Raw genomic sequence first — 23,284 nt, forward strand, 5'->3', positions numbered from 1 at the left:
TCGCTGCTTGTCGTATCAGCCGTACCCGGCCCGGACTGCATGCGTGAGCATCGGTATTTTCTTCTTATCGGAATCCAGCGATCCGACACCACGGGGATGGGCGCTTCTGCGTGACCCGAACATGTGCGAAGCGCCCTTCACCGGCTTCTCCGATCCGGACGCATTCGTCTGCGTGGAGGCAATGCCCAGGCGGAATGCGGTAGAAAGGGATGCGACGCACTCTGCTTCGCACGGTGCGTCGCTTCGAATCGTCCCCAGGAAGCCGATTGCCCCAGTCGCCGGAATCTCTGCGGCCTCGCCGCGATCTTCGCGGACCCGTGAGGGTGGATGTCGGCCAGCGGAATCCCCTGATCGCCGCCCCGGCGACCCCCGCCGTCGCCCCCGCGGCTCCCGAGCCGTTCAGCCGTCGCAGCGCACGGGCCGCCGAGCGCGCCAAGGAAAGCGGCCTCCCCGTTCGGGAGCGCCTCGTCGCGACGCTGTCGTCCGCCGCCGCGACAGCAGCCGCTGCGCGACCCTCCCGCAAAGCTGCCCGTGCGGTCGGCCGCAGCGTCTCCGTGCGTCGCAACCGGCTCATCCCCTTTCGCGAACCCGCCGCTGGAGCTCCAACACTGTCGTCGTCCTCGCTCTGGCCGCGTTCTTCGGAACCGCCGCGCTGCCCGCCTACGCCACGACCGGCGAAGGCTCGGCCATCGGCGCGGCGCGCACCGCGCAGACGCTCGCCGGCGGCGACACGGCTGCGCAGCTCGTCTCCCGCGACACCCTCGGCATCTCGGAGGCCCCGCAGGCGCTGACCTCCACCACGAACAGCACTGTCTCGCCGAGCGTCCAGGCGCTCGCCGTTCAGCTCATGGGCGCTGTGGCCTCCGGTCGTCTGGTCGGCTCGACGCCGAACCACCTCCCGGAGATCGCGAACCTCGCCGAGGGCAAGACCGTGCCCGGCTGCGGTGTCGACTACCGTGTGCTCCAGACGATCTCCATCGCGCTCGACCACTTCGCTCAGGTGGGCGTCAGCGACATCAACCGTCGCTGCACCGGTCAGATCGAGGGTGCGGGAACCGAGTCCGCCCACTACACGGATGGCGGCGGCCACGCCCTCGACTTCTACCTCCTCAACGGCTCGCCGCTGACCGGCGGCGATGCGAAGTCCATCCAGCTCATCAAAATCCTGGACCCGCTGGTCCCCGCCGGAACCGGCCTCGGCCAGATCGAGTGCCGTCCGTCGCTCCGCCTCGATTCCTTCCAGCCGTTCAGTGACTCCTGCAATCACCTGCACATCGACTTCCTCAAGGCTCAGGGCGCGACCCTCCGCTACGGGTAGCGGTTCCCCTCAGCCGTCCGCGTCGGAGGGGGCCGGCCCGGTTGCGCCGCCGCCGCGGTTGCGCCGCCGGATCTCGCGGGCGGCGAGGATCTCACCGGCCTCGGCGTCCCGTGCCTTCGCGATCACCGCGTCGGACTTCAGCGGCAGGAGAAGCCGACGCTCCGCTTCCTCGCCCGCGATCAGTTGGCGCGCGCGCTCGATCTCCGAGTCGAGTTCGGCGCCGAGGAGGAGGGCGACGTTGGCGATCCAGATCCACAGCAGGAACACGATGACGCCGGCGAGCGCGCCGTAGGTTTTGTCGTAGCTGCCGATGTTCGCGACGTAGAAAGCGAACAGGACCGAGGCGACGCCGAGCAGGACGATCGCTGTGAACGACCCCGCGGTCACCCAGCGGAACCCGGGCCGCTTCACGTTCGGCGTCGCCGAGTAGAGCAGGGCGACCAACGCGACCAGGGCGACGGCCACGACCGGCCAGCGCAGGATCTCCCATGCGGTCTGCGCCGCATCGCCCAGCCCGATCGCCCCGCCGATCGTGCCGGCGATCGGACCGGACACCACGAGCACGACGGCCACGACCGCCACCAGTGCCACCGCCGCGACCGTCACACCGAGCTGGACTGGCCGCAGCACGAACGCCGAGCGGCCCTCCTCGACGCCGTAGACCCGGTTGAGCGCGCGGCCGAGGCCGCCGACGTACCCGGACGCCGACCAGAGGGCGCCCACGATGCCGAGGGCCAGACCCCAGCCGGTCGCCGGCGAGGTGGAGAGCGCTTCGATCGGACCGCGAGCGATATCCAGCATCCCGGGCGCCAGCTGGTCGGCCATCCCGAACAGCGCGTCGATCCCGGTCTTGCTCTGTCCGACCAGACCCAGGACGCTGACCAGTGCGATGAGCGCCGGGAAGAGCGCCAGAACGCCGAAGTAGGTGAGGCCCGCGGCGAGATCGGCGCAGGTGTCCCGGCCGAACGAGCGCAGGGTGCGCTTCAGGATGTAGCCCCAGGGCAGCCGCCCGTGTGGAACCGCGGGCCGCGACTGAGGCCGATCAGCGCTCACGCGCGATGCTCCGGTACAGCAGCGTCGCCGCTCCGCCGAGCAGCCCGGCGAACAGCACCGCAGCAACCACCGGGTGCGAGCGGATCTGCACGCGCGGGTTGAATGTCGCGAAGAGGTCATCGAGGAGACCCGCGAGTTCCTCGCGGGTCTCCTCGAGCTCCAGCTTGAGTGTGTTGATTCCCTTGGCCGGGCTCATGGACGCTCCCCTCTCAGCGCCTGCGCGTCGGCCTTCAGCTCGGAGCCGATGTCGTCTGGCACCGGCGGCAATCCGCGCTTCAGAGCAGCGCGGCCGACCAGCGCGGCGAGGGCGGCGAGCACGATCAGGATGCCCGCCACGATCAGCGCTGCCAGCCAGCCGGGAACGATGAGCGCGAAAGCGAGCACTGCTGCGGCGATGAGCACCCCGGTTGCGAAGAACACGAAGACCAGCGCGCCGACGAGAAGCCCCGCGCCGATTCCAGCGGCTTTCGCCTTCGCGGCCATCTCCGCCTTGAACAGCGCGAGTTCGGCCGAGGCGAGGCGCTTCAGCTGGTCCAGAGCGGCCTTCGTCAGCTCGGGAAGCGGGCGCAGCCCGCGTGTCGTGTACCGCCGTTCGCGGGGGAGCGGGGCTTTCCCGTCGATCGCCGTCGGTCGGTCGGTCATCTCCGGCTTCCTTCCCGTGCCCGTCTCCCCACCGCCCGACCGTACCCCAGCACCGCAACCACGGGAAGGGATCGGCCGGCCGCGTATGGTACACACTAGGGAGATGAGCGGCAAAGGCAGCGCCGGTCCCGGCGTCATCGTTGTGGCGGTCGTCCCCGGCCAGCCCGTGACGGTCCTGGAGCAGGCCGCCCGGCTCGCCGGCGACCTCGGCGTTCCGCTGGTCTGCGCGAACGTCGATCCCACCCGCTACCTCGTGCCAAACGCCGTGGACGGCACCGTTGTCGCGCTGCCGTTCGACCCGGACCTTCCCGAGGCCGGCGAAGAAGCGTTCGACGCGGAGCTGGAACAGCGCATCCGGGAGACCGTGGAGGGCCGCGGCGTTCCGTGTACCCTGCGGCAGCTCGCGGGCGACCCCGCCTGGGCGCTGGCTCGTCTCGCGGCCGAGGTGGACGCCCGCTACATCGTGGTCGGGACCCGCGAGGCCGGCCTCCGCGGCAGCGTGCGCGAGTTCTTCACCGGTTCCGTCGCCGCGCACCTTGCGCACCGGCAGCATCGGCCTGTGGTCGTGGTGCCGCTGGCCCCGATCTCCGGCGGTGAGAAGCTGCCGTGGGAGGACCAACCGGTATAGTGGCTCCACGGCGATGGATCTCGCCGGGGCGCTGCCCGAACCGCGATGGTCGCTGATAGTTCCTGCGCTTCTCTCCGAAGGGTGGAATCTGTTTGTCCACGAGGTCCCCGCTCCCCGTTTACTTGCACGGGCGTTCCGTGCTGCTCGTCTTCGTCGGCGGCGCTCTCGGCACGGCCGTCCGCGCCTTGCTGTCGGCCGCGGCGCCGACGGTCGCGGGCATCCCAGTGATCACGTTCGCGATCAATATCGTCGGCGCCTTCGTCCTCGGCTGGCTGCTCGAGTCGCTGGCCCTGCGCGGCCCGGATGAGGGGCGACGCCGGGATGCGCGCCTCTTCGCCGGCACCGGAATCCTCGGCGGGTTCACGACCTACAGTGCGTTCGCGGTGGACATCGATGGGCTGGTCGTCGCGTCGAACGTGGGCGGTGGCATCCTGTACGCGGCCGCGACCATCGCGATCGGAGCCGCCGCATCCCTCGCGGGAATCCCACTGGGGGCGGCGATCGGACGCCGCCGGGGGGCGCGAGCGTGACGCCGCTGGTCGTCCTGGCGGTCGCGGTCGCCGGTGGGCTCGGCGCCGTCGCGCGACTTGTCCTCGACGGTGTGCTGCGCAGCCGGGTGCGAGTGAGCTTTCCCCTGGGCACCACGGCGATCAACGTCACCGGCTCGTTCCTGCTCGGACTGGTGACGGCGCTCGCGCTCGCGCACGGGCTGCCGCCGGAGTGGCGGGCGATCCTGGGCACCGGTTTCATCGGCGGGTACACCACGTTCTCGACCGCGAGCTACGAGACCGTGCGGCTCGCGCAGCAACGGCGGTACCGGGCGGCGTTGTTCACCGGCGTCGGGATGATGCTTCTCTCGCTGGGCGCAGCGGGGCTGGGGCTGTGGCTGGGCGGGCTGTAGAGCCTATGCCTCCTGCTCCATCCACCACTCGGTGAACTCCTCGGCGCGCCCGTCCGGGGCGAGCGCGATCACCCACAGGTTGCTGTAGGTCGGACCGTCGCGGTAGTCGGTCACGCCCTCCACGAAGTAGGTCGATCCGTCTTTCCCGGCCAGCCGCCAGTCGAACTCGGCGGCTCCGGGATCGTCTCGAGCGTCCAGCCAGCCCTCGACGATCTCGAGGTGGCCGACCCAGGGCTCAGCGAACGGCTCCGTGCGGTAGCTCGCGTCCTCGCTGAAGAGGTACCGGATGTCCTCGGGGTCGTTCGACTCCCAGGCGCGCCGATAGCGGTCGATCCAGGTCGTGATCGCGTCGGCCATGCCACCGTTATACGCCCTGGAACTCCCCGCGCACCAGAGCGGACCCTCGATCGTCCGAGCGCGCTTCGCCCGTCGCGCGGAGCGCAGGGGGTTCAGCGAGCGGCGGCGGCGAACCATCGTTCGGGTTCGGCGCCGCGTTCCGGTCAGCAGTGGAGGGTGACGGTCGTCTGACCGTCACCCCCTCGGGTCCTCGCTCGGGGGCGAGGAGAGGGCGTCCCGCCGGGGGTGACGGGGAGGGTGCCGCAGCGGGACGCCCGATGCCCGTCAGAACCCGATGGGCCTTCCGGGAGAGAGGGGCTCGTCGGTGCCGGTGAACTTTTCGCCGTCGTTGTAGGCGGCTTCTCGGCGTTCGACCTCGGCGAGGAGGGCTTTGTTGAGCATCTCGGACCAGCTGCTGTCTTTCTCTTCGAAGGAGGTGGAGCGGTAGGCGGCGCGCGCCCTGTTTCTGAGCCCTTCGCTCAGATAGAAGGTGATCGTCGTTCTCTTCGCCGTCGTCGTCGTGCCCGCGACGGTGGTCGGCGCGACGCGGAATTCCGACGAAGACGCGGGAGCAGCAGCAGACGTCGGTGACTCGACTACGGTGATCGCCTCTGTGTTCGGACTCATGGGGACCTCGCAAAATATTGCATGTGTTAATTTCTCATTCCAGATAATATACGGGTTGTTCCAGAAAAAGTCACCCTTTCGAGTGTCAGGTGTTATTACTGTGACAATCGCTCCACGATCGCGCCGAACAGCGCGGGCCTTGCGGCGGCGGTCGGGACGATGCGCGGCCGAAGTCGCGACCGGGCCGCGATGACGAGTCCGGTGGTCAGTGTCCTGAAGTCTCTCGTACTGGTTCGCCAGGTACGTTCGTACTGACCGGAACCCCCTGAATGTATGGCGGAGACGGCTGCGCGTGCCTGCGCGAAGCCGACGCGCATCCCCTCTCCGGTGAGGGCGTCGATGTATCCCGAGGCGTCCCCGACGAGAAGCACGCGACCGGAGGCGCGTGTACGCGAGCGTTCCAGCAGGGGCCCGCGCCGCGGGGATCGCTGGCAGGCGGCGCCCCATCCAAGTAAGCAGCAAGAGCCGGAACGGTCCTGATGACGGCTTCCTGGTCGATGGGGCGGGGCCCGAGAACCGCGACACCGACGATGCGATCGTCCACAGGGGTCACATACACCTCCGCGGTGGGGGACCAGTGTACTTCCACGAGATCGGTCCACGGTTCGACGGTGTAGTGGCGGCGGACGCCGAAGCGGCGGCGGGACTTCGGCTGGGGGCGACCGCCGAGTTCGAGCAGGCGGCGCAGCGGCGAGTGCAGGCCGTCGGCGGCGATGACCCAGGGCGCTGAGAGCGTGGACTGCCCGCGGCCGAGGGTGAGCGTCGTTCCCGAAGAGGCGCTCGCAACGCCGGTGACACGATCGTGGAGTGTGTGAGCGCCGAGTTCGGCGGCGCGCGCGGCCAAGGCCGAGTGCAGCACGGTCCGCCGCACGCCGCGCCCGGGACGCTCCTCGAACCGGTGCTCGACCCGCGAAGCCGCGTCGAGGTAGGCGATGCCGGCGAGCGTCCGCCCCGGCGGGTCGACCCCGAGACGCTGGAGCGCGGCGAGGGAGCCGGGCATGAGGCCCTCTCCGCACGCTTTGTCGATCGGAGCGCTGCGCGGTTCGACCACCAGCACATCCATCCCGAGCAGGCGGGCTTCGATCGCGCAGGCGAGCCTCACCGGTCCGCTGCCGACGACGATCAGGTCGGCATCGCTCACGGTCGCGCCGGGACGACGGCCGCGAGAGCGCGGTTCTCGCAGGGGAGGCGGTAGCCCGCAAGCAGGACGGCGTTCAGCGCAGTGAAGGCGAGTGCGGTGATCCACGCGGAATGCACGAGCGGAAGCGCGAATCCCTCGACCACGACCGCGATGTAGTTGGGATGCTTCAGCCAGCGGTAGGGCCCGCGTGCGACGAGTGGGAGGTCGTGGACGACGATGACGCGGGTGTTCCAGCGCGGTCCGAGTGCCGCGATGCACCACCACCGGAGGGACTGACTGGCGAGGACGAGCGCGAGCATCGGCCAGCCCAGCCACGGCAGGAAGGGCCGGGCAAGGAACCACGCCTCGGCGAAGCAGGCGAGCAGCAGGCCGGTGTGCAGGGCCACCATCGGCGGGAAGTGGTGGCGGCCGAACTCGACACCGCCGCGAGCGAAAGACCAGCGCGCGTTGCGGGCGGAGACGACGAGTTCCGCGAGACGCTCGACGCCGGTGGCGAGGATGAGGAGGCCATACGCGATCATGGCGCCGGGCACGGTCATGCGGCCGCCTCGCTCGCGGGGAGCCTGGGTCCGCCCGCCCCGGCGGCATCCCCCGCCGCCCAGCGCAGCAGCACCAGCTCACTGGTGACCCCCGGTCCGAGGGCGAACAGCAGCCCGACCGTGCCCGGCGGGTGGGCGTCCAGCTGTTCCGCGAGGACGTGCAGCACCGCTGCCGACGACAGGTTGCCGACCCGTGCGAGCGAGCGCCAACTCGCTTCGAGCGCGCCGTCGGGCAGGTCGAGAGCCCGCGAGAACGCCTCCAGGATCTTCGGTCCGCCGGGATGCGCGGCCCACGGGTGACATCTGTCTCGGTGAGCCCGTGCGCGGCGAGCAGGCTGCGGGCGTCGTCGGCGAAGTTCCGGTCGATCACCTCCGGCACACCGGCGCTGAGGACGACGCGGAAGCCGGTGCCGCCGATGTCCCAGCCGATCACATCCGCGGTGTCCGGGTAGAGGCGGCTGCGGGTGTCGACGATCTCCGGCCCGGGGAGGCCCAGCCGGGCGGCGCGGCGGTCCCCGGCCACGACGACGGCCGCGGCCCCGTCGCCGAAGAGGCCGCCCGCGACGATGTTGGCCATCGAGTCGTCCCGGGCCTGCACCGTGAGCGAACAGAGCTCGACCGAGAGCAGCACAGCGATCTCCTCGGGATGCCCGGCCAGATAGTCGTTCACGCGGGCCAGCCCGGCCGCGCCCGCGACACAGCCCAGTCCGAAGCTCGGCAGGCGTTTGATGTCGGGGCGCATCCCGAGCCGCTGGACCAGCTGGGCGTCGATGGAGGGCGCGGCGATGTGCCGGTCACGGAGGTGAAGAGCAGGTAGTCGACATCCGCGGCGGTCAGGCCGGCGGTCTCGAGAGCCTGGGTCACGGCGCGCTCGGCGAGGGAGGCGCCCTCGGCGATGAAGAAGTCGTTCGCCTCTTGGAAGGAGGTGAGCGAGCGGTAGCGTTCGAGCGGCATGACGAGACTGCGGGTCTCCACGCCGCTGGCCGCGTGGATGCGGCGCATGACCGCCTGCCGGGCCGGGTCGTCGGTGATCATCGCGAGCAGCGCTGCGGTGATCTCGCCCTGGCCGTACGACCGAGCGGGGAGAACGGGCGCCACAGCGACGATTCGGCTCACAAGCGCAACGTACCACCCGGGGTGCTGCGCAGCCCGCGATCGCAGCGAACTTGCGCCGTTCGAGAACCGGCCGGGCCGCCGCCGAACAAACGCCAATGACCTGCCTCCTGAGGAAGCAGGGCGTCTAGGCACGCCAAACGTCAGTCGCACCGGTCACTCCCGACATGGCAAGGCCCTGGGTCTGTGTGTCTGCAAGGACATTTCCCCACGGAACAGTGTGGATACCGCCACCGCGGCCTAGGTGTGTTGCCCAGGGACGTTGGTCAATCTGCTGATGGGTGGCTGGCTGCCGATGGCGGTGTGGGGCCTGTGGTGATTGTAGGAGTGCAGCCAGGCCGGGAGTGCGTTGCGGCGGGCTGATTCGGAGTTGTAGTGCCGGGCGTATGCCCAGCCGTCGGCGAGGGTGCGGTGGAAGCGTTCGATCTTGCCGTTCGTCTGCGGATGGTAGGGCCGGGTGCGTTTCGGTTGGATGCTGAGCTCGGCGCAAGCGTCGCGCCAGGCGTATGAGCGGTATGCGGAGCCGTTGTCGGAGAGCACCTGTTCGACGGTGACGCCACGGCTGGCGAACCAGCCGACCGCTCGACGCAGAACAGCGATTGCAGTGGCGGCGGTTTCGTCGTCGTGGATCTCGGCGTAAGCGACACGGGAGTGATCGTCGATGACGGTATGAACGAACGCTGTGCCGGTGATCATGTCGCCGGTGATCCCGTGTTTCCCGGTCCGCTTCGCGGTGATGGCCTTGTTCCGCTCTCCCTGGAGACGTCCGACGTAGCGCCAGCCGCCACCGTCGGGGATGTTGCCGAGTTTCTTGATGTCGACGTGGATCATCGATCCGGGATGCTCGTGCTCGTAGCGGCGGGCGGGTTCGCCGGTGCGGACGTCGACGTGGCTGGGCCGATTGATCCGGCACCGGGAGAGGACCGTGTGAACGGTCGAGGCGGGCATGCCGAGCTGGGCGCCGATACCGACTGGTCCCAGCCGCTTCTTCCACCGCAGATGCACGACCTTGCGGACCAGTCTTCGCGGGGTCTTGTTCGGGCTGTGATGCGGCCGTGACGAACGGTCCAGCATTCCCGCCTCGCCCATCTCCACGTAACGACGAGCCCATCGGTCCGCGGTGCGTCAGGACACTCGGAAGTAGGTCGCCGCCGCAGCAACGGACCAGCCGTCGTCGACGACTTGGCGGGCCAGGCGGAGGCATTCGCGAGGAGTCAAAGCAGCATTAGCGTGGGTCACGAGGACCTCCTAAGTCATCGAGTGCAGGGAAACTAGACAGCCCCACTCTCGACCGGGAGGTCCTCACCCATCTATCGCGTCACACCTCAACCAACGTCCCTGAGCAGCACACCTAGCGAACACCCAGTAGCGGCGTTCGTGGTTCCGCCCCGGATCACAGCCCCGAGGCACACCAGGGGCGGTTTTCGCGGCGGCTTCTCAGAGCATGAGGGTCGTCCGTTCCAGGGTCAGTTCACCTTCCGGATCGTGCCGCCATGCCAAAGACCCGAGGAAGATGAGATCCACTCCGCCCTCATTCAAAGAGTCTGGAGAGCAAGCGTAAAGCTCCGAGAGCGAAGGGCTGGGGTCTCGTGGGCTTTCAGCCCACTTCAGCGCCTCCCAGAACGAAGCGCCGGTTATCTCATAGGCCCACAAGGCTGTTGTCTGCCCCTGGAGCGCTTCTTCTCCAACCCAATCGAAGACCCGGAAACTCGGCGCTTCGATCAGGCCGGTCGAATCCCGCTCGTCAATGAGAGTTACCTTCATCACTAGATCCTAGATCGCTCGCCAGATCGGTTTCGTGTCGCTGCCGACCGTCGCACCGGGAAGGCTGGTGATCTGCCAGGTGAATGTGGCCCGCCAGACCTTGCCGACCCGCAGAGGGAGAATCACTGGACGGATGGAAAGCCACCTCACCGGTAGCGGACTCGCGCCGTTCGAGAACGGCCGGGCCGCCGCCGCGAGGAGGACGGCGGGCCGGGCCGTCGCGAATTCAGTCGGTGAGGGCGATCGCGTCGATCTCCACCAGCATCTCCTCGCGCGGCAGCCCGGTGAACACCGTCGTGCGCGAGGGCAGCACACCGGTGGTGACCCGCGAGCCGACGAAGTCGCCGTACGCCTCGTTCATGGCCGCGAAGTCGTCGCGCGTCGTCAGGTAGACGCGCAGCATCATGACATCGTCGAAGGTGGCCCCGCCGGCCGCGAGGATGGCCTCCACATTCTTCAGCGTCCGGACCGTCTGAGCCCGCACATCGCCGGGGTGGAGGTACTCGTTCGTGACCGGGTCGACCGGCCCCTGTCCGGAGACCTGGACGAAGGGGCCGCGTTTCACACCCTGCGAGAAGGTGTGCGCGGGCGCGGGGGCGTCGGCGATGAAGAGGGCGATGCGGTCGGTCATGGTCTTTCCTTTCAGCGGGGGAGGTCGGAGGGCGGGAGAACGGGCTGCGGGAGGTCGTCGGGGCGCGCGCCGAGCTCCGTGGAGATCCGGGCCGTCGTCTCCAGCAGCGCCGGGAGCAGGCCGAGGACGTCCGCGTAGGGCAGCACGACGTTCGGCACGGAGAGGGAGACCGCCGCGGCGATGCGGCCGTCCGGTCCGAACACAGGCGCGCCGACGCAGTTCATGAACGTCTCGTGCTCCTCGTGGTCCTCCGCCCAGCCGCGCCCGGCTGTGCGGGCGACTTCTGTGAGCAGCTCGTCGGGGCCTGCGATGGTGCGATCCGTGTACCGTTCGTACGGCACACCGGCGGCGATGCGCTGGCGTTCGGCCGGGTCCAGGGCGCTGAGCAGCACTTTGCCGACGGCGGTCGCGTGCAGCGCCGCAGGGAGACCGACCCGCGAGTACATGCGCAGCGGCTGACGCGACTCCATCTTGTCGATGTAGGTCACGACGCCGTCGGCGTAGGTGGCGAGGTGGACGGTCTGACCGGTCTCGGCGGCCAGGGCGCGGAGGAACGGAGCCGCCGTGGCCCGCACATCCTGCGACTCCTGCGCCGCCGACGCGAGCGCGAACACGGTGGGGCCGATGTGATACCGGTGTTTGCTGTCGCGCCCCACATAGCCCCGCTGCTCCATCGTCTGCAGCAGGCGCAGCACGGTGGACTTGTGGACGCCGATCTCGGAGGCCATCGCATCCAGGGTGGAGACTCCGCTCGAGACCAGGTCGAGCAGGTCGAGCGCCCGCCCGACGGATTGGCTCACGCCCCGCTCCACGGGATCTCACCCGGGTGGACGCTCCAGCCGGCCCATTCGGTCTCCGGCGCGGCGGCGATCCGGTCGCGCTGGGCGCTGTCCGGGACGGTGAGCGGCCGGTCGCCGTGCCCGATCAGGGTGAGCGCGGCGAGGGCGTGGCCGAGCCGCAGCGCGGAGGCGTCGTCGCGCCCCTCGGCGAGACCGCACAGGAAGCCGGAGGCGAAGGCGTCGCCCGCGCCGACCGGCTCGACGACCTCCACCGTGAGGCAGGGGACGTGCGTCTCGCCGCCGCCTCGCCGGTACACCGAGGCACGGCGCGCATCGTCCTTCACCACCAGGACGCCGAGGCGGGGGTGCGCGGCGAAGAAGCGCCCGGGGTCGGCGTGGCCCGCGTAAGCCTCGGCTTCGTCGCGGCCGAGCAGCAGGATGTCCGCCTGGCCGATCAGGGCCTCCAGCGGTGCGGTGTCGCGGCCGGCCCAGAGCAGGGGGCGGTGGTTGAGGTCGACGCTCACGAGGGTCTTCGGTCCGACGGCCGAGCGCAGCTCGCTCATCGCCTCGGCCGCGGAGGCCGACAGTGCGGGGGTGATTCCCGAGGTGTGGACGATCGAGGCCCGGCCGAGGAGACCGGCGGCCGGAGCGGAGCGCAGCAGACCGGGCGAGAGGGCGGCCGCCGCGGAGTCCCGGCGGTAGTAGCGCATCCGGGTGCGGACGCCGTCGGGCCCGTCGCTCGTCTCCTTGAGGTACAGGCCGGTCGGGCGCAGCTCGTCGCGTTCCACGGCGGAGGCGTCGACTCCCGCCTCCTCGGCGGTGCTGAGGATGCGATCGCCCAGACCGTCCGCTCCGAGCCGCGAGATCCACGCGGTCGGCAGGCCGAGGCGGGCGAGGCTGGTGGCCACGTTGTACTCGGCGCCGCCCACATCCGAGCCGTACGTGTGCGCTTCGGCCAGCGGGCGGCGGTCCTCCGGGTACAGCACGACCATCGCTTCGCCGATGGTCGCCAGCAGTCCGGCTCTCAGAAGTCCGGTTCCCGGCAGTCCGGCGGTCGCCTCCATCCAGGCTCCCCTTTCGCGATCGTCCCGACTCATGCTATACAGGAGGGCACACTATATGCAATGTGCATTGCACCATACGCAACACACCGAAGGAACAGTGTGGAGGAGTACAAAGCCGCCCCGCTCGGCTACACCGCCGCCGATGTCGCCGCCCTCGGCGAGCGTCGGCCGCCGCTGGCCGGATTCCCGACTCCGCTGGTCACCCTCAGCGAAGCGGCCCTCGCCCACAATCTCGAGACGATAGCGGCCTGGTGCCGCGAGGCCGCTGTCGGCATCGCACCGCACGGCAAGACCACGATGAACCGCGAGCTCTGGCAGCGGCAGCTGGACGCCGGGGCCTGAGGCATCACGCTCGCGACGCCGTGGCAGGCGTCCGTGGCGCTCGGCTGGGGCATCCCCCGGGTGATGCTCGCCAACGCCCTCGTGCAGCCCGCCGCGCTCCGCGCCTTCGCCGCCCACACCGACCGGCTCACCGTCTGGGCCGACTCCGTGCGCGCGGTCGAGATCATGACGGAGACGCTCGCCGCCCGTCCGCCCGCTCCCGGTGCTGGTCGAGCTCGGCGCGGAGGGGGGGACGCACCGGCGCCCGGGGGCAGGACGCCGCGCTCGCGGTCGCCCGTGCGATCGCCACCTCCCCGGTCCTGAGCCTGGCCGGAGTCGCCGGCTACGAAGGCGCGCTCGCACACGATGCCACCGCCTCCTCCCTCGCCACCGTGCGCGGCTACCTGGAGGGGATGCTGACCCTGCACGACACCCTCGAAGCGGAGGGCCTGTACCCGGCGGGCGGGCCGGTCATCCTGACCGCGGGCGGCAGCGCCTACTTCGACGAGGTGGCCGCGGTGCTCGCTCCGCGCCGCGACCTCGCCGGCTCCCGCGGCCGGGTCGTGGAGGTGCTGCTGCGCTCGGGCGCGTACATCACGCACGACGACGGGTTCTACCGCGACATCACGCCGCTCTCGCGGGTCGGCGGCGGCGAGTTCCGCTCGGCCATGCACGGCTGGGCGACGGTCGTCTCCCGTCCCGAGCCCGGGCTCGCGCTGGTCGACGCGGGCAAGCGCGACCTCCCCTTCGACGAGGACCTCCCGGTGCCCCAGGCCGTCCGGCGCTCCGGCGAGACCGCAGCGGCGCCGCTCGACGGCGCCGTCGTGACCGCGATGAACGATCAGCACACCTTCGTGCGCCTGCCCGAAGGGGCGCAGGTACGCGTGGGCGACGTCCTCCGGTTCGGCCTCTCGCACCCCTGCACGACCTTCGACAAATGGCGCGCGCTCGCCGTGGCGGACGATGCGCTCGCGGCCGACCCCCGTGTGCTCGGCCTCCTCGACACCACCTTCGGATAGGAGACCCATGCTCATCGAGACGTTGACCGCCGACCGCGCCCTGGCCGTGGTGCGGGCGCCGCGCATCGACGACCCCGTCGCCCTGTGCCGGGCGCTCGGTGCGGGCGGGATCCGGGTGGTCGAGTTCACCTTCACGACGCCGGGCGTCGAAGAGGTCATCGCCGCGGCCACCGCCGGGGAGCACGACGCCCTCGTCGGAGCGGGGACGGTGACCGACGCGCGCAGCGCCGAGGCTGCGATCGCGGCCGGGGCGCAGTTCCTCGTCACGCCCGGACTGAGCGAGAGCGCCGCCCCGCGGTCGCGCGCGAGGCGGGCGTCCCTCTCCTGATCGGCGCGCTGAGCCCCAGCGAGATCATGCGCGCCGTCGAGCTCGGCGCCGCCGCGGTCAAGGTGTTCCCCGCCTCGCTCATCGGACCGGGCTACCTCAAAGACTTGCGCGGCCCGTTCCCCAGCATCCCCTTCGTCCCGTCCGGCGGGCTGGACGCCGGCAACGCGGGCGCCTGGATCGCCGCGGGAGCGCTGGCCGCCACCGCCGGTTCGAGCGTCGTGAGCGCGTCCGCCATCGCCGCCGCGGAGTGGGAGGCGATCACCGAGCGGGCCCGCGAGTTCGCGGCAGCGGTGTCGTGACCGGCGTGCTTCCCGCCCCGGGCGCGGGCGACCTCCTCCTCCGGGGCGCGCTCGTCCTCGACGGCACGGGCCGGCCCGGCGCGACGGGGGATGTCCTGGTGTCCGGTGGCCGCATCGCCCGGGTCGGCGGCCGCATCGCCGCGCCCGGAGCCGAGGTGGTGGAGGCGGACGGACTCGCGGTCGCCCCCGGTTTCATCGATATGCACGCCCACTCGGATCTCGCCGTGCTCACCGACCCGCAGCACCTCGCGAAGGTGACGCAGGGGGTCACCACGGAGGTCCTCGGTCAGGACGGGCTCGCCTACGCCCCGGTGACCGACGAATCGCTGCCGATCGTGCGCGAGCAGATCGCCGGCTGGAACGGCGTCCCCGAAGGCCTCGACTTCTCCTGGCGCAGCGTCGCGGACTACCTCGCCGAGATTGACCGCCGCGGGACAGCGGCGAACGCGGCTTACCTCCTCCCGCAGGGCACCATCCGCATGAACGTCGTCGGCACCGGCGACCGTCCCGCGACCCCCGCCGAGCTGACCGCCATGCGCGAGCAGGTCGACCGCGGCATGCGCGAGGGCGCTTTCGGCCTCTCCTCCGGGCTGACCTACGTGCCGGGGATGTTCGCGAGCACCGCCGAACTGGTCGCGCTCTGCGAGGTGGTCGCCGCCCACGGCGGGTACTACTCGCCGCACCAGCGCTCCTACGGCGCGGGCGCGCTGGACGCCTACGCCGAGATGGTGGAGGTCGCGCGCCGCTCCGGCTGCGCCCTGCACCTGACCCACGCGACCATGAACTTCGGCGTCAACCGGGGCCGCGCGGGCGAGCTGATCGAGCTGATCGACCGCGGCCTCGCCGACGGCGTCGACATCACGCTCGACACCTATCCCTACCTCCCCGGCTCCACCACGCTGGCGGCGCTCCTGCCCAGCTGGTCCGCGACCGGCGGGCCGGAGGCGACACTCGCCCGCCTGCGCGACCCCGAGCTGCGCGCGCATCGCGCACGAGCTCGACGTGGTGGGCACGGACGGCTGCCACGGCGTTCCGGTGGAGTGGGAGACGATCGAGATCGCCGGCGTGCGGGATGCGGCCCTCTCCGACCGGGTCGGGTACACCGTCGCTCAGCTCGCCGCCGAGGCGGGCCGTGCGCCGACCGATGTGTACGTCGAGCTGCTCCTCGCCGACCGGCTCGGCACCAGCATCCTGCAGCATGTGGGGCACGAGGCCAACGTCCGCACGATGATGCGGCACCCGCGGCACACCGGCGGCATCCTCATCGGAGCGAAGCCGCACCCGAGGGCCTGGGGCACCTTTCCGCGCTACCTCGGCCACTACGTTCGCGAGGAGGGCGTGCTGACCCTCGAAGACGCGATCGTGCATCTGGCGGCCTGCCCCGCGGCCCGCCTCGGCCTGACCGACCGCGGGCGCATCCAGCCCGGGCTCATCGCCGATCTGGTGCTCTTCGACCCGGCCACCGTCGCCGACCGTGCGACGTTCGCCGAACCCCGGCAGCAGGCCGTGGGAATCCCCTGGGTCCTCGTGGCGGGCGTGCCCGTCGTGGCGGACTCGCACCGCACCGAACACCTCCCGGGAGCAGCGCTGCGCAAGCGGCCTCACCCCTGAGAAAGGCATCACCATGCACCTCCTCGCGTCAGCACCGACGTGGGTCGAGTGGTTTCGGACGAGCACCCCGGGACTCATCATCCTGTGCCTCGCCGCGATCGCCGTCCTCCTGTTCCTCATCGTCAAGGTCAAACTGGAGCCGTTCATCGCGCTCCTGGTCGCGGGTCTCGGCCTCGCGCTCGTCGCCGGCCTGAGCGTCTTCGAGATCGTCGGCGTCGCTGTCCCCGACCCGTTCGACAAGGACCAGATCAAGCCGGGGGCCTCCATTCTGGAGACCGGTTTCGGCGGCATCCTCGGCCACATCACGATCATCATCGGCCTCGGGACCGTCCTCGGGGCCATCCTGGAACGCTCCGGTGGCGCGGATGTGCTGGTCGACCGGCTGCTCCGGCGGATGGGTCCGGGCGCCGCGCCGATCGTCATGGGTCTCACCGGCCTCATCCTCGGCATCCCCGTCTTCTTCGACGTGGGCATCTTCGTGCTCGCGCCGCTCGTGTACATCACCGCCCGCCGCGGCGGCCGCTCGCTCGCGCTGTACGCCATGCCGATGCTGGCCGGCCTCTCGATGACGCACGCTTTCCTGCCGCCGCACCCCGGCCCGACGGCGCTGGCGGGAACGTTCGGCGTGGATCTCGGCTGGATCATCCTCATGGGCTTCGCCTGCGGCCTCCCGGCGTTCGCCGCCGCGGGCATCGCCTGGCCGCTCTTCGTCGGCAAGCGCGTCCACGTCGAGCTGCCCGACGACTACCTGCTCGATCCCGAGCCGGAGGACGGTCGCAAGCCGGTCTCGCTGTGGTCGGTGGCACTGGTCATCCTCATGCCGCTCGTGCTCATCCTCACGGCGACCTTCGGCTCCCTGTTCCTGCCGAAGGGGTTCTGGCTGGAGTTCGTCACCTTCGTGGGCAACCCGGCGGTGGCGCTGACCATCGCGGTGTTCCTCGCGTCGTACCTGCTCGCCCTCCGGCGCGGTCTCAGCTTCGCCGACCTCAGCAAGATCAGCGGTGAGTCGCTGAAGCCGATCGGCATGATCCTGCTCGTCGTGGGAGCCGGAGCGTTCTTCGGCGCGGTGATCACCAAGACCGGGATCGGTGCGGCGCTCTCCGATGTGTTCGGCTCGGTGGGCCTGCCGGTGTTCGTGACCGCCTACATCATCAGCTGCGTGCTGCGCATCGCTCAGGGCTCGGCCACGGCGGCCATCGTCATCACGGCCGGCATCATGCAGCCGGTCGTCATGGCCGGTGACTTCTCGCAGCCGCAGCTCGCGTTGATCGGAATCGCCATCGCGGCCGGCTCGATCATCCTCTCGCATGTCAACGACGGCGGGTTCTGGATCGTGCAGCGCTACTTCAACATGACCGTGCCGCAGACGCTGCTGACCTGGACGGTGCTCGAGACCATCCTGTCAATCGTCGGCTTCGGGATGGTCGCGCTGTTGTGGGTGTTCGTGGCCTGAGCCCCGTCCCCCACCCCGTTCCCCCTCCGCCACCTCCGCGTCGAAAAGGGAGGACGCCCGTGCCCTTCTGGCCCTGGAACTCCTCCCTTTCCTGCACTGTGGGAAAGGGAGGATTCTGCTTTGCAGAACAGGGTTATCGGCAGGGAAGGGAGGAGATTCTGCCGGGATGGGCGGGATTGTCCTCCCTTTTCGACACCTGGGTGCGGGTGGGGGATGGGGATGGGATGGCGGGGGCGGCAGGGGGTCAGCCCTGGGCGGCGCGGACGACCGCGACCAGCGGCTCGTACAGCGCGTCCCCGGGCTCGACGCCCATGACCTCGGCCACGATGTCGGCCGGCTCCGCCTCGCGCAGCAGCTGACGCAGCTCGACGCTCTGGCTGTCCTCGGGCAGGTCGAAGCGGAGCGCCGCCCCGACCGCGGCGAAGAGGGCGGAGGGGACGACGCCGACGTATCGGGCGTAGTCGGAGGCCGGGCCGATGAAGCGGTCATCGCGTCCGAGCTTCCGCAGCGGCTCGCGGCCGACACGGGTCACCTCGTCCACGAGGTGCGGGTTTCGGAAGCGGTTCAGGATCTTCGCGCGGTACTCGGCGAGCTCCTCCGGGTCGAGGCCGTGTTTCGCGGTCAGCGCGGCAGAGGTCTCCGTCAGCGCCGACTCCACCGCGGCGAGCACCGTCGGCATCGCGATGGCCTCGCTGATCGTGGTCGCGCCCTCCAGGAACCCGGTGTACGCCGTGGTCGCGTGCCCGGTGTTCACGGTGAACAGCTTGCGCTCGATGTACGGCCCCAGCGAGTCCACGAAGCGCGCACCCGGGATGGGCGGTTCGCTTCCGGCGAACGGGCTACGGTCCACGACCCACTCGAAGAACGTCTCCACGGTGACATCCACCCCGGTGGCGGGGTCCTGGGCGGGCACGATCCGGTCGACGGCGGTGTTCGCGAACACGGCGCGGGCAGCCAGCTCGGCGCGGGCGTCGTCGTCCGGCAGGCCCTCCATCAGCTCGGCGGCCAGGAGGTCGGTCGCGCCGATCGCGTTCTCGCAGGCCATGACGGCCAGGCGCGGGGCGTCGGTTGCCCGGGCCGCGAGGCCGCGGGCGATGACCGGGGCGACGAAACGCAGGATGCGCGGCCCGACCGCGGTGGTGACCACGTCGGCGGTCGCGATCTCGGCGACCAGCTCATCCTCCGCCGTCGCGCTGTTCAGGGCGCGGAACCCGGTGACGGTCTTCGTGACCGACTCGTCGCCGACGAGACGCACATCGTACGAGTCCGCCGCGGCCAGCGCCTCGATCAGTTCGGCGTTGACGTCTGCGAAGACGACCTCGTACCCGGCTTCGTGGAGCAGCAGCCCCACGAAGCCGCGGCCGATGTTCCCTGCGCCGAAATGGACGGCCTTCATCTTCTCTCGTCCCCTACTCGTTCACGTCGCCGAGGAGAGCGAACAGCGCGTCCGCGTCCGGGGCTTCGATCAGGCTGCGCACATCGTCCTCTTCCGAGAAGAGGATGGCGATCTTCGAGAGGATCTCGAGGTGCTCGTCGTTCTGCCCGGCGATGCCCACCACGAACCGCACCTCCTCGCCGCCCCAGTCCAGCGGCGAGGAGTAGCGGACGAAGGAGAGCGCCGAGCGCTTGATCTCGTCCTTGGACTCGTTGGTGCTGTGCGGGATGGCGAGACCGTTCCCCATGAAGGTGGAGACGGTCTCCTCGCGCTGCCGCATCGAGTCGATGTAGCCCGGCTCGACGGCGCCCGCGGCCACGAGCAGCGCGCCCGCCTCCCGGATCGCCTCTTCCCGCGTGGTCGCAGCGCCCGCGGCCACGACGTTCGCCCGGTCGAGAATCGTGTCGGTCATTTGCTGGCGTCCTCCGTGGTCTTCTGCTGTTTGACGAGGTCGACGACCTCGTCGTACCGGGGGCTGTTCATGAAGTTGTCGACCGAGATGTGCAGCGAGTCCGGCGACTGTCCTTTGGCGCGGTCGGTGAGCTGCTGCTGGGTGATGACGAGATCGGCGTTGCCGTCGAGGGCCCTGATCGCCTGGTTGGTCACCGTCACCCCCGTGACTCCCGCCTTCTCGATCTTCTTGCGAAGCACGGACGCGCCCATCGCGCTCGATCCCATCCCGGCGTCGCACGCGAACACGATGGTCCGCACCAGACGGTCGGTTGCCTCGCCCTGCGCGTCGCCGGTGTCATGCTCGCCCTCCTGGACCAGACCCCCCAGGACCGAGGACGATGTGCCCTTGTTGGCCTCGGTCTGGGCGACGGCGGCCGAGAGATCGCCCGCGTTGCCGGAAGCGAGGTCGCGTCTGCGGCTGGCGCGCAGCACGATCGCGCTGAAGGCGAACGAGACGGCGGCCGCGGCGACGATGGAGACAGCGATGCCGAGCATGCTCTCGACCGGGGCCTGGGCGAAGATCGCGAACACCGACCCTGGTGCGGCCGGTGCGCGCAGCCCGGTCTGGAAAGCGACGTTCACCGCCACACCGGTCATTCCGCCGAGGACCGCGCCGACGATGAGGACCGGCTTCATGAGCACATAGGGGAAGTAGATCTCGTGTATGCCGCCGAAGAACTGGATGATGAACGCTCCCGGGGCGCTGGCGCGCGCCGCGCCGAGTCCGAAGATCGCCCAGGCCAGCAGAATGCCCGCGCCGGGGCCGGGGTTGGTCTCGATCAGGAACAGGATCGACTTGCCGGTCTGCTGCGCTTCGAGCGTTCCGATCGGTGTGAACACACCGTGGTTGATCGCGTTGTTGAGGAAGAGCACCTTGCCCGGCTCGACCAGCACGCTCACCAGCGGCAGCAGATGCGCCGAGACCAGCCAGTTGACCCCGCCCTCGAGCGCCTTGCTCAGACCCTCCACCAGCGGTGCGATCCCGAAGAAAGCGCCGATCGCGAGCAGGAAGCCGAGGATGCCGGCGGAGAAGTTGTTGACGAGCATCTCGAAGCCCGCCTTGATCTTCCCTTCCCAGATCCGGTCCACGAGCTTCATCAGGTACGCGCTGAGCGGTCCCATGACCATCGCGCCGATGAACATGGGGATGTCGGAGCCCACGATGACGCCCATCGTCGCGATCGTGCCGACCACGCCGCCGGGCACGCCGTACACGAGCCGGCCGCCGGTGTTGGCCAGTAGCAATGGCAGCAGGTACGTGATCATCGGGCCGACCATGCTCGCGATGCTCTCGGTGGGGAACGGCCCCTTCGGGATGAACAGCGCGGTGATGATGCCCCAGGCGATGAAGGCCGGGATGTTCGGCATCACCATGCTGGAGAGGAACGTGCCGAAGCGCTGGACCGCGACGCGCGCGGTTCCTGGCTGCTTCGGGGTGGACGTCGCCGACGTCTCTGCCGCCGTTGTCATTCTGGTGCCTCGTTTCTGTCGGGATGTGCAGGGGAGGTGGAGGCGGTCGCGGCGACGCGCACCGCCTCCCGCGCTTCGGCCGCGCTGGCGGTGGCCAGAGCGATCTCGGCGAGTTCGCGGGCTCGTTCGAGGGTGTGGCGTCCCAGGGAGAGCCGCACATCGGCGATGGCCGCGGGCGACATCGAGAGGGTGGTCGCCCCGAGTCCGACCAGGACGACCGCGAGCAGCGGGTCGGCCGCGGCCTCGCCGCAGATCCCGACCGGTTTGCCGGTCGCCGCCCCGGCCTTGCCGGTTTCGCCGATGAGGCGGAGCACGGCCGGATGCCACGGGTCCTGGAACTCGGCGACCGAGCCGAGCAGGCGATCGGCTGCGAGAGTGTACTGCGTGAGGTCATTCGTCCCGATGGAGACGAACGCGGCCTCCTGCAGCACCCGCCCGGCGAGGAGCGCGACGGAAGGGACCTCGACCATCACACCGACGGTCTTCAGCCCGAACTCGTTCGCGAGCTCGACGAAATAGCGGGTCTCCTCGACGGTGGACACCATCGGCGCCATCACCCAGAGGTCGGCTTCGGTCTGCGCGTCGGCTTCCGCGAGGGCGGTGAGCTGTTCGCGCAGGATGTCCTCGTTCGCGCGCAGCGCGCGCAGGCCGCGCAGGCCCAGCGCCGGGTTGTCCTCGTGCGCGTCGTTGAGGAACTCGAGCGGTTTGTCGGCGCCCGCATCCAGAACTCGCACCACGACCTTCTGGCCGGGGAACGCCCGCAGCACCGCTGCGTACTGTTCGCGCTGCTGTTCGACGGTTGGAGCCAGGCGCTGGTCGAGGAAGAGGAACTCGGTGCGGAACAGGCCGACCCCCTCCGCTCCCGCGGCGAGGGCCCTCTCGGCGCCCTCCGCAGAGCCGAGGTTGGCCAGCAGCGGGACGCTGGTGCCGTCGGCTAGGGCGCTCGGCCCCAGACCGCCCGACAGCGCGGCGGCGCGCTCATCGATGCGACGCTGTGCCTCGGCGCTCTGCGCGGCGTCCGGCGAGGCCGTCACGACTCCGGCTCCGGCGTCCACGATCACCTCGGTTCCATCGCTCAGGGCGTCCGCGCCCGCGACGCCGACGATGGCGACGATGGCCTTCTCGCGCGCCAGGATCGCGGTGTGCGAGGTCGGTCCGCCCTCGCGGGTCACCAGGCCGAGCACCTTGTCCAGGTCGAGGAGGGCGGTGTCGGCGGGGGCGAGGTCGTGCGCCACCAGGACGTAGGGCTCGTCCGACTCGGGGACGCCGGGCGCGACGCGGCCCTCCAGGGCGGCGATGACGCGCTGGGCAACATCGTCCAGGTCGGTCGCGCGTTCGCCCATATAGCCGCCGAGCCCGGTGAGCATCTCGCGGAAGACCGCGAAGCCCTCGAACACCGCGCGTTCGGCGGTCTTGCCGCTGTCGATGCGGGAGGAGACATCGTCGGCCAGGGTCGAGTCCTCGGCCATCATCGACTGTGCCTCGAGCACATCGGCGGCGACACCGGTCACCTTGCCGGCTCGGGTGCGCAGGTCGGCAGCCACGGCGGCGACCGCGTCCTTCACCCGGGCCTTCTCCTCCGCGGGCGTGCGAGCGCTCGGCGCGTCGGCCGGCTCGGGCAGCGGGTCGGCCATCCGGAGCACGCGGCCCCGGGCGATCCCCTGGCCGATGCCGGCCCCGGTCAGCTCGGTCGTGGTGGGCATCAGGCGTCGTGGTCCGTCGCGAGGATCTCGGCCAGATCGTCCAGCACGGCCTCGCCCGCGGGCGCGTCGGTGGTCAGCACGATCTTGTCGCCGTGGTCGATGCCCAGCGAGATGACGCCCAGGATGCTGCCGGCGTCGACCGTCTTGCCGCCTTCCTTCGTCAACTGCACTTTCGCCCCGGTGGCGTTGACCGCCTCGACGAAGAGCTTCGCCGGACGGGCGTGCAGCCCATGGCTCGATCCGATGGTGATGATCCGCTCAGCCATTGCTGTGGTTCCTTTCGGGTGGGGTGACCAGGGGGTCGTTCGCTCTCGTGTCGCGTTTCGCGCCGAGAGCCAGGTCGAGTGTCCGCGCGCCATCGAGGGCGGCGGGGGAGACGGGTGGGAGCACGACGATGGCGGTTCCTGTGTGGGCGGTCCTGTTGCGCAGCGCCGGGACGGACGATTCCAGGTGCGCCCCGACCAGTACGATATCCATCTCGTCGAGGGAGGCAAGCTGCCCCGCGTTGCCCACGGTGACCTCGACATCCAGCCCGCGAGCGGCCGCGGCGGTGCGCAGCTTCATGGCGACGAATGCGCTGGAGGCGCCCGCACCACAGACGACGGCGATCTTCATCGACCTCATGCCTTTCTGGGGAGCGGCGGAGCGTGTGGAAC

At 70.3% G+C, this 23,284-nt stretch carries 30 protein-coding genes, 3 pseudogenes and 1 riboswitch; of the genes and pseudogenes, 12 read left to right on the forward strand and 21 right to left on the reverse strand.

The genetic code is table 11. The features are described 5' to 3' along the window. The first annotated feature begins 43 nt into the window (after positions 1-43). On the forward strand, positions 44-1,318 hold the full coding sequence (locus O159_RS13555; RefSeq protein WP_236609503.1) for a hypothetical protein: 1,275 nt from the start codon (positions 44-46) through the stop codon (positions 1,316-1,318). A gap of 9 nt (positions 1,319-1,327) precedes the next feature. On the opposite strand, the gene O159_RS00270 is transcribed toward O159_RS13555, so the two are convergent. From O159_RS00270 to O159_RS00280, 3 genes are read right to left on the reverse strand one after another with little or no spacing between them, the layout of a single operon-like run. After that, entirely contained in the window at positions 1,328-2,371 is a 1,044-nt protein-coding gene (locus O159_RS00270; protein WP_021753780.1) for a YihY/virulence factor BrkB family protein, read from the reverse strand. Then, the gene (locus tag O159_RS15350) at positions 2,361-2,567 is read right to left on the reverse strand and encodes a hypothetical protein (RefSeq protein WP_021753781.1); all 207 of its coding nucleotides are present in this window, start codon (positions 2,565-2,567) and stop codon (positions 2,361-2,363) included. The genes O159_RS00270 and O159_RS15350 overlap by 11 nt, the downstream gene beginning before the upstream one ends. Continuing rightward, entirely contained in the window at positions 2,564-3,013 is a 450-nt protein-coding gene (locus tag O159_RS00280) for a phage holin family protein (protein WP_021753782.1), read from the reverse strand. The genes O159_RS15350 and O159_RS00280 overlap by 4 nt, the downstream gene beginning before the upstream one ends. Before the next feature lie 103 nt (positions 3,014-3,116). Here O159_RS00280 and O159_RS00285 point away from each other — a divergent pair, with 103 nt between their 5' ends. The 3 genes from O159_RS00285 (at position 3,117) to crcB (ending at position 4,542) form a co-directional block, all read left to right on the forward strand. Then, positions 3,117-3,641: a universal stress protein gene (locus tag O159_RS00285; RefSeq protein ID WP_021753783.1), complete on the forward strand. Its 525-nt coding sequence runs from the start codon at positions 3,117-3,119 to the stop codon at positions 3,639-3,641. Continuing rightward, a riboswitch (Fluoride riboswitch) is annotated at positions 3,642-3,713 on the forward strand. Positions 3,714-3,733: 20 nt separating this feature from the next. After that, on the forward strand, positions 3,734-4,171 hold the full coding sequence (locus tag O159_RS00290; protein WP_043993394.1) for a fluoride efflux transporter FluC: 438 nt from the start codon (positions 3,734-3,736) through the stop codon (positions 4,169-4,171). Next, the gene (gene crcB / locus O159_RS00295) at positions 4,168-4,542 is read left to right on the forward strand and encodes a fluoride efflux transporter CrcB (protein WP_021753785.1); all 375 of its coding nucleotides are present in this window, start codon (positions 4,168-4,170) and stop codon (positions 4,540-4,542) included. The genes O159_RS00290 and crcB overlap by 4 nt, the downstream gene beginning before the upstream one ends. Positions 4,543-4,545: 3 nt before the next feature. Here crcB and O159_RS00300 read toward each other — a convergent pair whose 3' ends face one another. The 12 genes and pseudogenes from O159_RS00300 to O159_RS00345 form a co-directional block, all read right to left on the reverse strand. Next, a complete protein-coding gene (locus O159_RS00300; protein WP_021753786.1) occupies positions 4,546-4,899 on the reverse strand; it encodes a nuclear transport factor 2 family protein in 354 nt (117 codons plus the stop codon). A gap of 264 nt (positions 4,900-5,163) precedes the next feature. After that, positions 5,164-5,505 carry a ParB family protein gene (locus tag O159_RS14790; RefSeq protein WP_021753787.1) on the reverse strand — a complete coding sequence of 114 codons (342 nt, stop codon included), beginning with the start codon at positions 5,503-5,505 and terminating at the stop codon, positions 5,164-5,166. 205 nt (positions 5,506-5,710) lie between these two features. Further along, complete coding sequence (locus O159_RS00310; protein ID WP_021753788.1) at positions 5,711-6,646, reverse strand: NAD(P)/FAD-dependent oxidoreductase; 936 nt, start codon at positions 6,644-6,646, stop codon at positions 5,711-5,713. After that, entirely contained in the window at positions 6,643-7,167 is a 525-nt protein-coding gene (locus tag O159_RS00315; protein ID WP_043993842.1) for an isoprenylcysteine carboxyl methyltransferase family protein, read from the reverse strand. The genes O159_RS00310 and O159_RS00315 overlap by 4 nt, the downstream gene beginning before the upstream one ends. Before the next feature lie 14 nt (positions 7,168-7,181). Then, positions 7,182-7,796, reverse strand: a complete 615-nt coding sequence (locus O159_RS16390; protein WP_330216848.1) for a hypothetical protein — start codon at positions 7,794-7,796, stop codon at positions 7,182-7,184. Next, positions 7,751-7,927 (reverse strand): annotated as a pseudogene (locus O159_RS16395) (type III polyketide synthase); the annotation flags it as partial. The gene O159_RS16390 and the pseudogene O159_RS16395, both read right to left, overlap by 46 nt. Continuing rightward, a complete protein-coding gene (locus O159_RS16400; protein WP_330216829.1) occupies positions 7,852-8,283 on the reverse strand; it encodes a beta-ketoacyl-[acyl-carrier-protein] synthase family protein in 432 nt (143 codons plus the stop codon). The pseudogene O159_RS16395 and the gene O159_RS16400, both read right to left, overlap by 76 nt. A 255-nt stretch (positions 8,284-8,538) precedes the next feature. Further along, a pseudogene (locus tag O159_RS00325) lies at positions 8,539-9,537 on the reverse strand (IS481 family transposase). A gap of 198 nt (positions 9,538-9,735) precedes the next feature. Next, positions 9,736-10,062 carry a hypothetical protein gene (locus O159_RS00330; protein ID WP_021753792.1) on the reverse strand — a complete coding sequence of 109 codons (327 nt, stop codon included), beginning with the start codon at positions 10,060-10,062 and terminating at the stop codon, positions 9,736-9,738. 226 nt (positions 10,063-10,288) lie between these two features. Then, complete coding sequence (locus tag O159_RS00335; RefSeq protein ID WP_021753793.1) at positions 10,289-10,693, reverse strand: RidA family protein; 405 nt, start codon at positions 10,691-10,693, stop codon at positions 10,289-10,291. An 11-nt stretch (positions 10,694-10,704) separates the two neighbouring features. Continuing rightward, a complete protein-coding gene (locus O159_RS00340; protein ID WP_021753794.1) occupies positions 10,705-11,493 on the reverse strand; it encodes an IclR family transcriptional regulator in 789 nt (262 codons plus the stop codon). Next, positions 11,490-12,569, reverse strand: coding sequence for a sugar kinase (locus O159_RS00345; RefSeq protein ID WP_236609504.1), 1,080 nt, complete (start codon positions 12,567-12,569; stop codon positions 11,490-11,492). The genes O159_RS00340 and O159_RS00345 overlap by 4 nt, the downstream gene beginning before the upstream one ends. 66 nt (positions 12,570-12,635) lie before the next feature. On the opposite strand from O159_RS00345, the gene O159_RS15355 reads away from it, so the two are divergent. The 8 genes and pseudogenes from O159_RS15355 to O159_RS00365 all read left to right on the forward strand — a co-directional run bounded on the left by O159_RS15355 (position 12,636) and on the right by O159_RS00365 (position 17,567). Next, positions 12,636-12,878 carry a flavin-dependent reductase gene (locus tag O159_RS15355; protein WP_021753796.1) on the forward strand — a complete coding sequence of 81 codons (243 nt, stop codon included), beginning with the start codon at positions 12,636-12,638 and terminating at the stop codon, positions 12,876-12,878. Between the two features lie 33 nt (positions 12,879-12,911). After that, positions 12,912-13,181, forward strand: coding sequence for a DNA-damage-inducible protein F (locus tag O159_RS15360; protein ID WP_021753797.1), 270 nt, complete (start codon positions 12,912-12,914; stop codon positions 13,179-13,181). 68 nt (positions 13,182-13,249) lie between these two features. Beyond that, positions 13,250-13,876 carry a type III PLP-dependent enzyme domain-containing protein gene (locus tag O159_RS15365; protein ID WP_021753798.1) on the forward strand — a complete coding sequence of 209 codons (627 nt, stop codon included), beginning with the start codon at positions 13,250-13,252 and terminating at the stop codon, positions 13,874-13,876. 7 nt (positions 13,877-13,883) lie between these two features. Further along, complete coding sequence (locus tag O159_RS16120) at positions 13,884-14,204, forward strand: beta/alpha barrel domain-containing protein (protein WP_021753799.1); 321 nt, start codon at positions 13,884-13,886, stop codon at positions 14,202-14,204. Between the two features lie 26 nt (positions 14,205-14,230). Further along, positions 14,231-14,503, forward strand: coding sequence for a beta/alpha barrel domain-containing protein (locus O159_RS16125; protein ID WP_269078368.1), 273 nt, complete (start codon positions 14,231-14,233; stop codon positions 14,501-14,503). Positions 14,504-14,703: 200 nt separating this feature from the next. Continuing rightward, positions 14,704-15,345 (forward strand): annotated as a pseudogene (locus tag O159_RS16130) (amidohydrolase family protein); the annotation flags it as partial. Positions 15,346-15,505: 160 nt separating this feature from the next. Then, a complete protein-coding gene (locus O159_RS16135; RefSeq protein ID WP_021753801.1) occupies positions 15,506-16,114 on the forward strand; it encodes an amidohydrolase family protein in 609 nt (202 codons plus the stop codon). Between the two features lie 13 nt (positions 16,115-16,127). Beyond that, on the forward strand, positions 16,128-17,567 hold the full coding sequence (locus O159_RS00365) for a GntP family permease (RefSeq protein ID WP_021753802.1): 1,440 nt from the start codon (positions 16,128-16,130) through the stop codon (positions 17,565-17,567). 244 nt (positions 17,568-17,811) lie between these two features. On the opposite strand, the gene O159_RS00370 is transcribed toward O159_RS00365, so the two are convergent. The 6 genes from O159_RS00370 to O159_RS00395 are packed head-to-tail and all read right to left on the reverse strand — an operon-like array spanning position 17,812 to position 23,243. Beyond that, the gene (locus O159_RS00370) at positions 17,812-18,963 is read right to left on the reverse strand and encodes a mannitol-1-phosphate 5-dehydrogenase (RefSeq protein WP_021753803.1); all 1,152 of its coding nucleotides are present in this window, start codon (positions 18,961-18,963) and stop codon (positions 17,812-17,814) included. Positions 18,964-18,976: 13 nt separating this feature from the next. Continuing rightward, on the reverse strand, positions 18,977-19,414 hold the full coding sequence (locus tag O159_RS00375) for a PTS sugar transporter subunit IIA (RefSeq protein ID WP_021753804.1): 438 nt from the start codon (positions 19,412-19,414) through the stop codon (positions 18,977-18,979). Further along, positions 19,411-20,925: a PTS mannitol transporter subunit IICB gene (locus tag O159_RS00380; protein WP_021753805.1), complete on the reverse strand. Its 1,515-nt coding sequence runs from the start codon at positions 20,923-20,925 to the stop codon at positions 19,411-19,413. Before O159_RS00380 ends, O159_RS00375 begins: the two co-directional genes overlap by 4 nt. After that, on the reverse strand, positions 20,922-22,628 hold the full coding sequence (ptsP, locus tag O159_RS00385; RefSeq protein WP_021753806.1) for a phosphoenolpyruvate--protein phosphotransferase: 1,707 nt from the start codon (positions 22,626-22,628) through the stop codon (positions 20,922-20,924). Before ptsP ends, O159_RS00380 begins: the two co-directional genes overlap by 4 nt. Further along, positions 22,628-22,894, reverse strand: coding sequence for an HPr family phosphocarrier protein (locus O159_RS00390; protein ID WP_021753807.1), 267 nt, complete (start codon positions 22,892-22,894; stop codon positions 22,628-22,630). Before O159_RS00390 ends, ptsP begins: the two co-directional genes overlap by 1 nt. After that, positions 22,887-23,243 (reverse strand): PTS sugar transporter subunit IIB, encoded by a 357-nt coding sequence (locus O159_RS00395; protein ID WP_021753808.1) that lies wholly within the window; start codon positions 23,241-23,243, stop codon positions 22,887-22,889. The genes O159_RS00390 and O159_RS00395 overlap by 8 nt, the downstream gene beginning before the upstream one ends. Between the last annotated feature and the right edge of the window lie 41 nt (positions 23,244-23,284).

Origin of the sequence: Leifsonia xyli subsp. cynodontis DSM 46306 (genome assembly GCF_000470775.1) — a bacterium.
In the GTDB taxonomy this organism is placed as follows: Bacteria; Actinomycetota; Actinomycetes; order Actinomycetales; family Microbacteriaceae; genus Leifsonia; species Leifsonia cynodontis.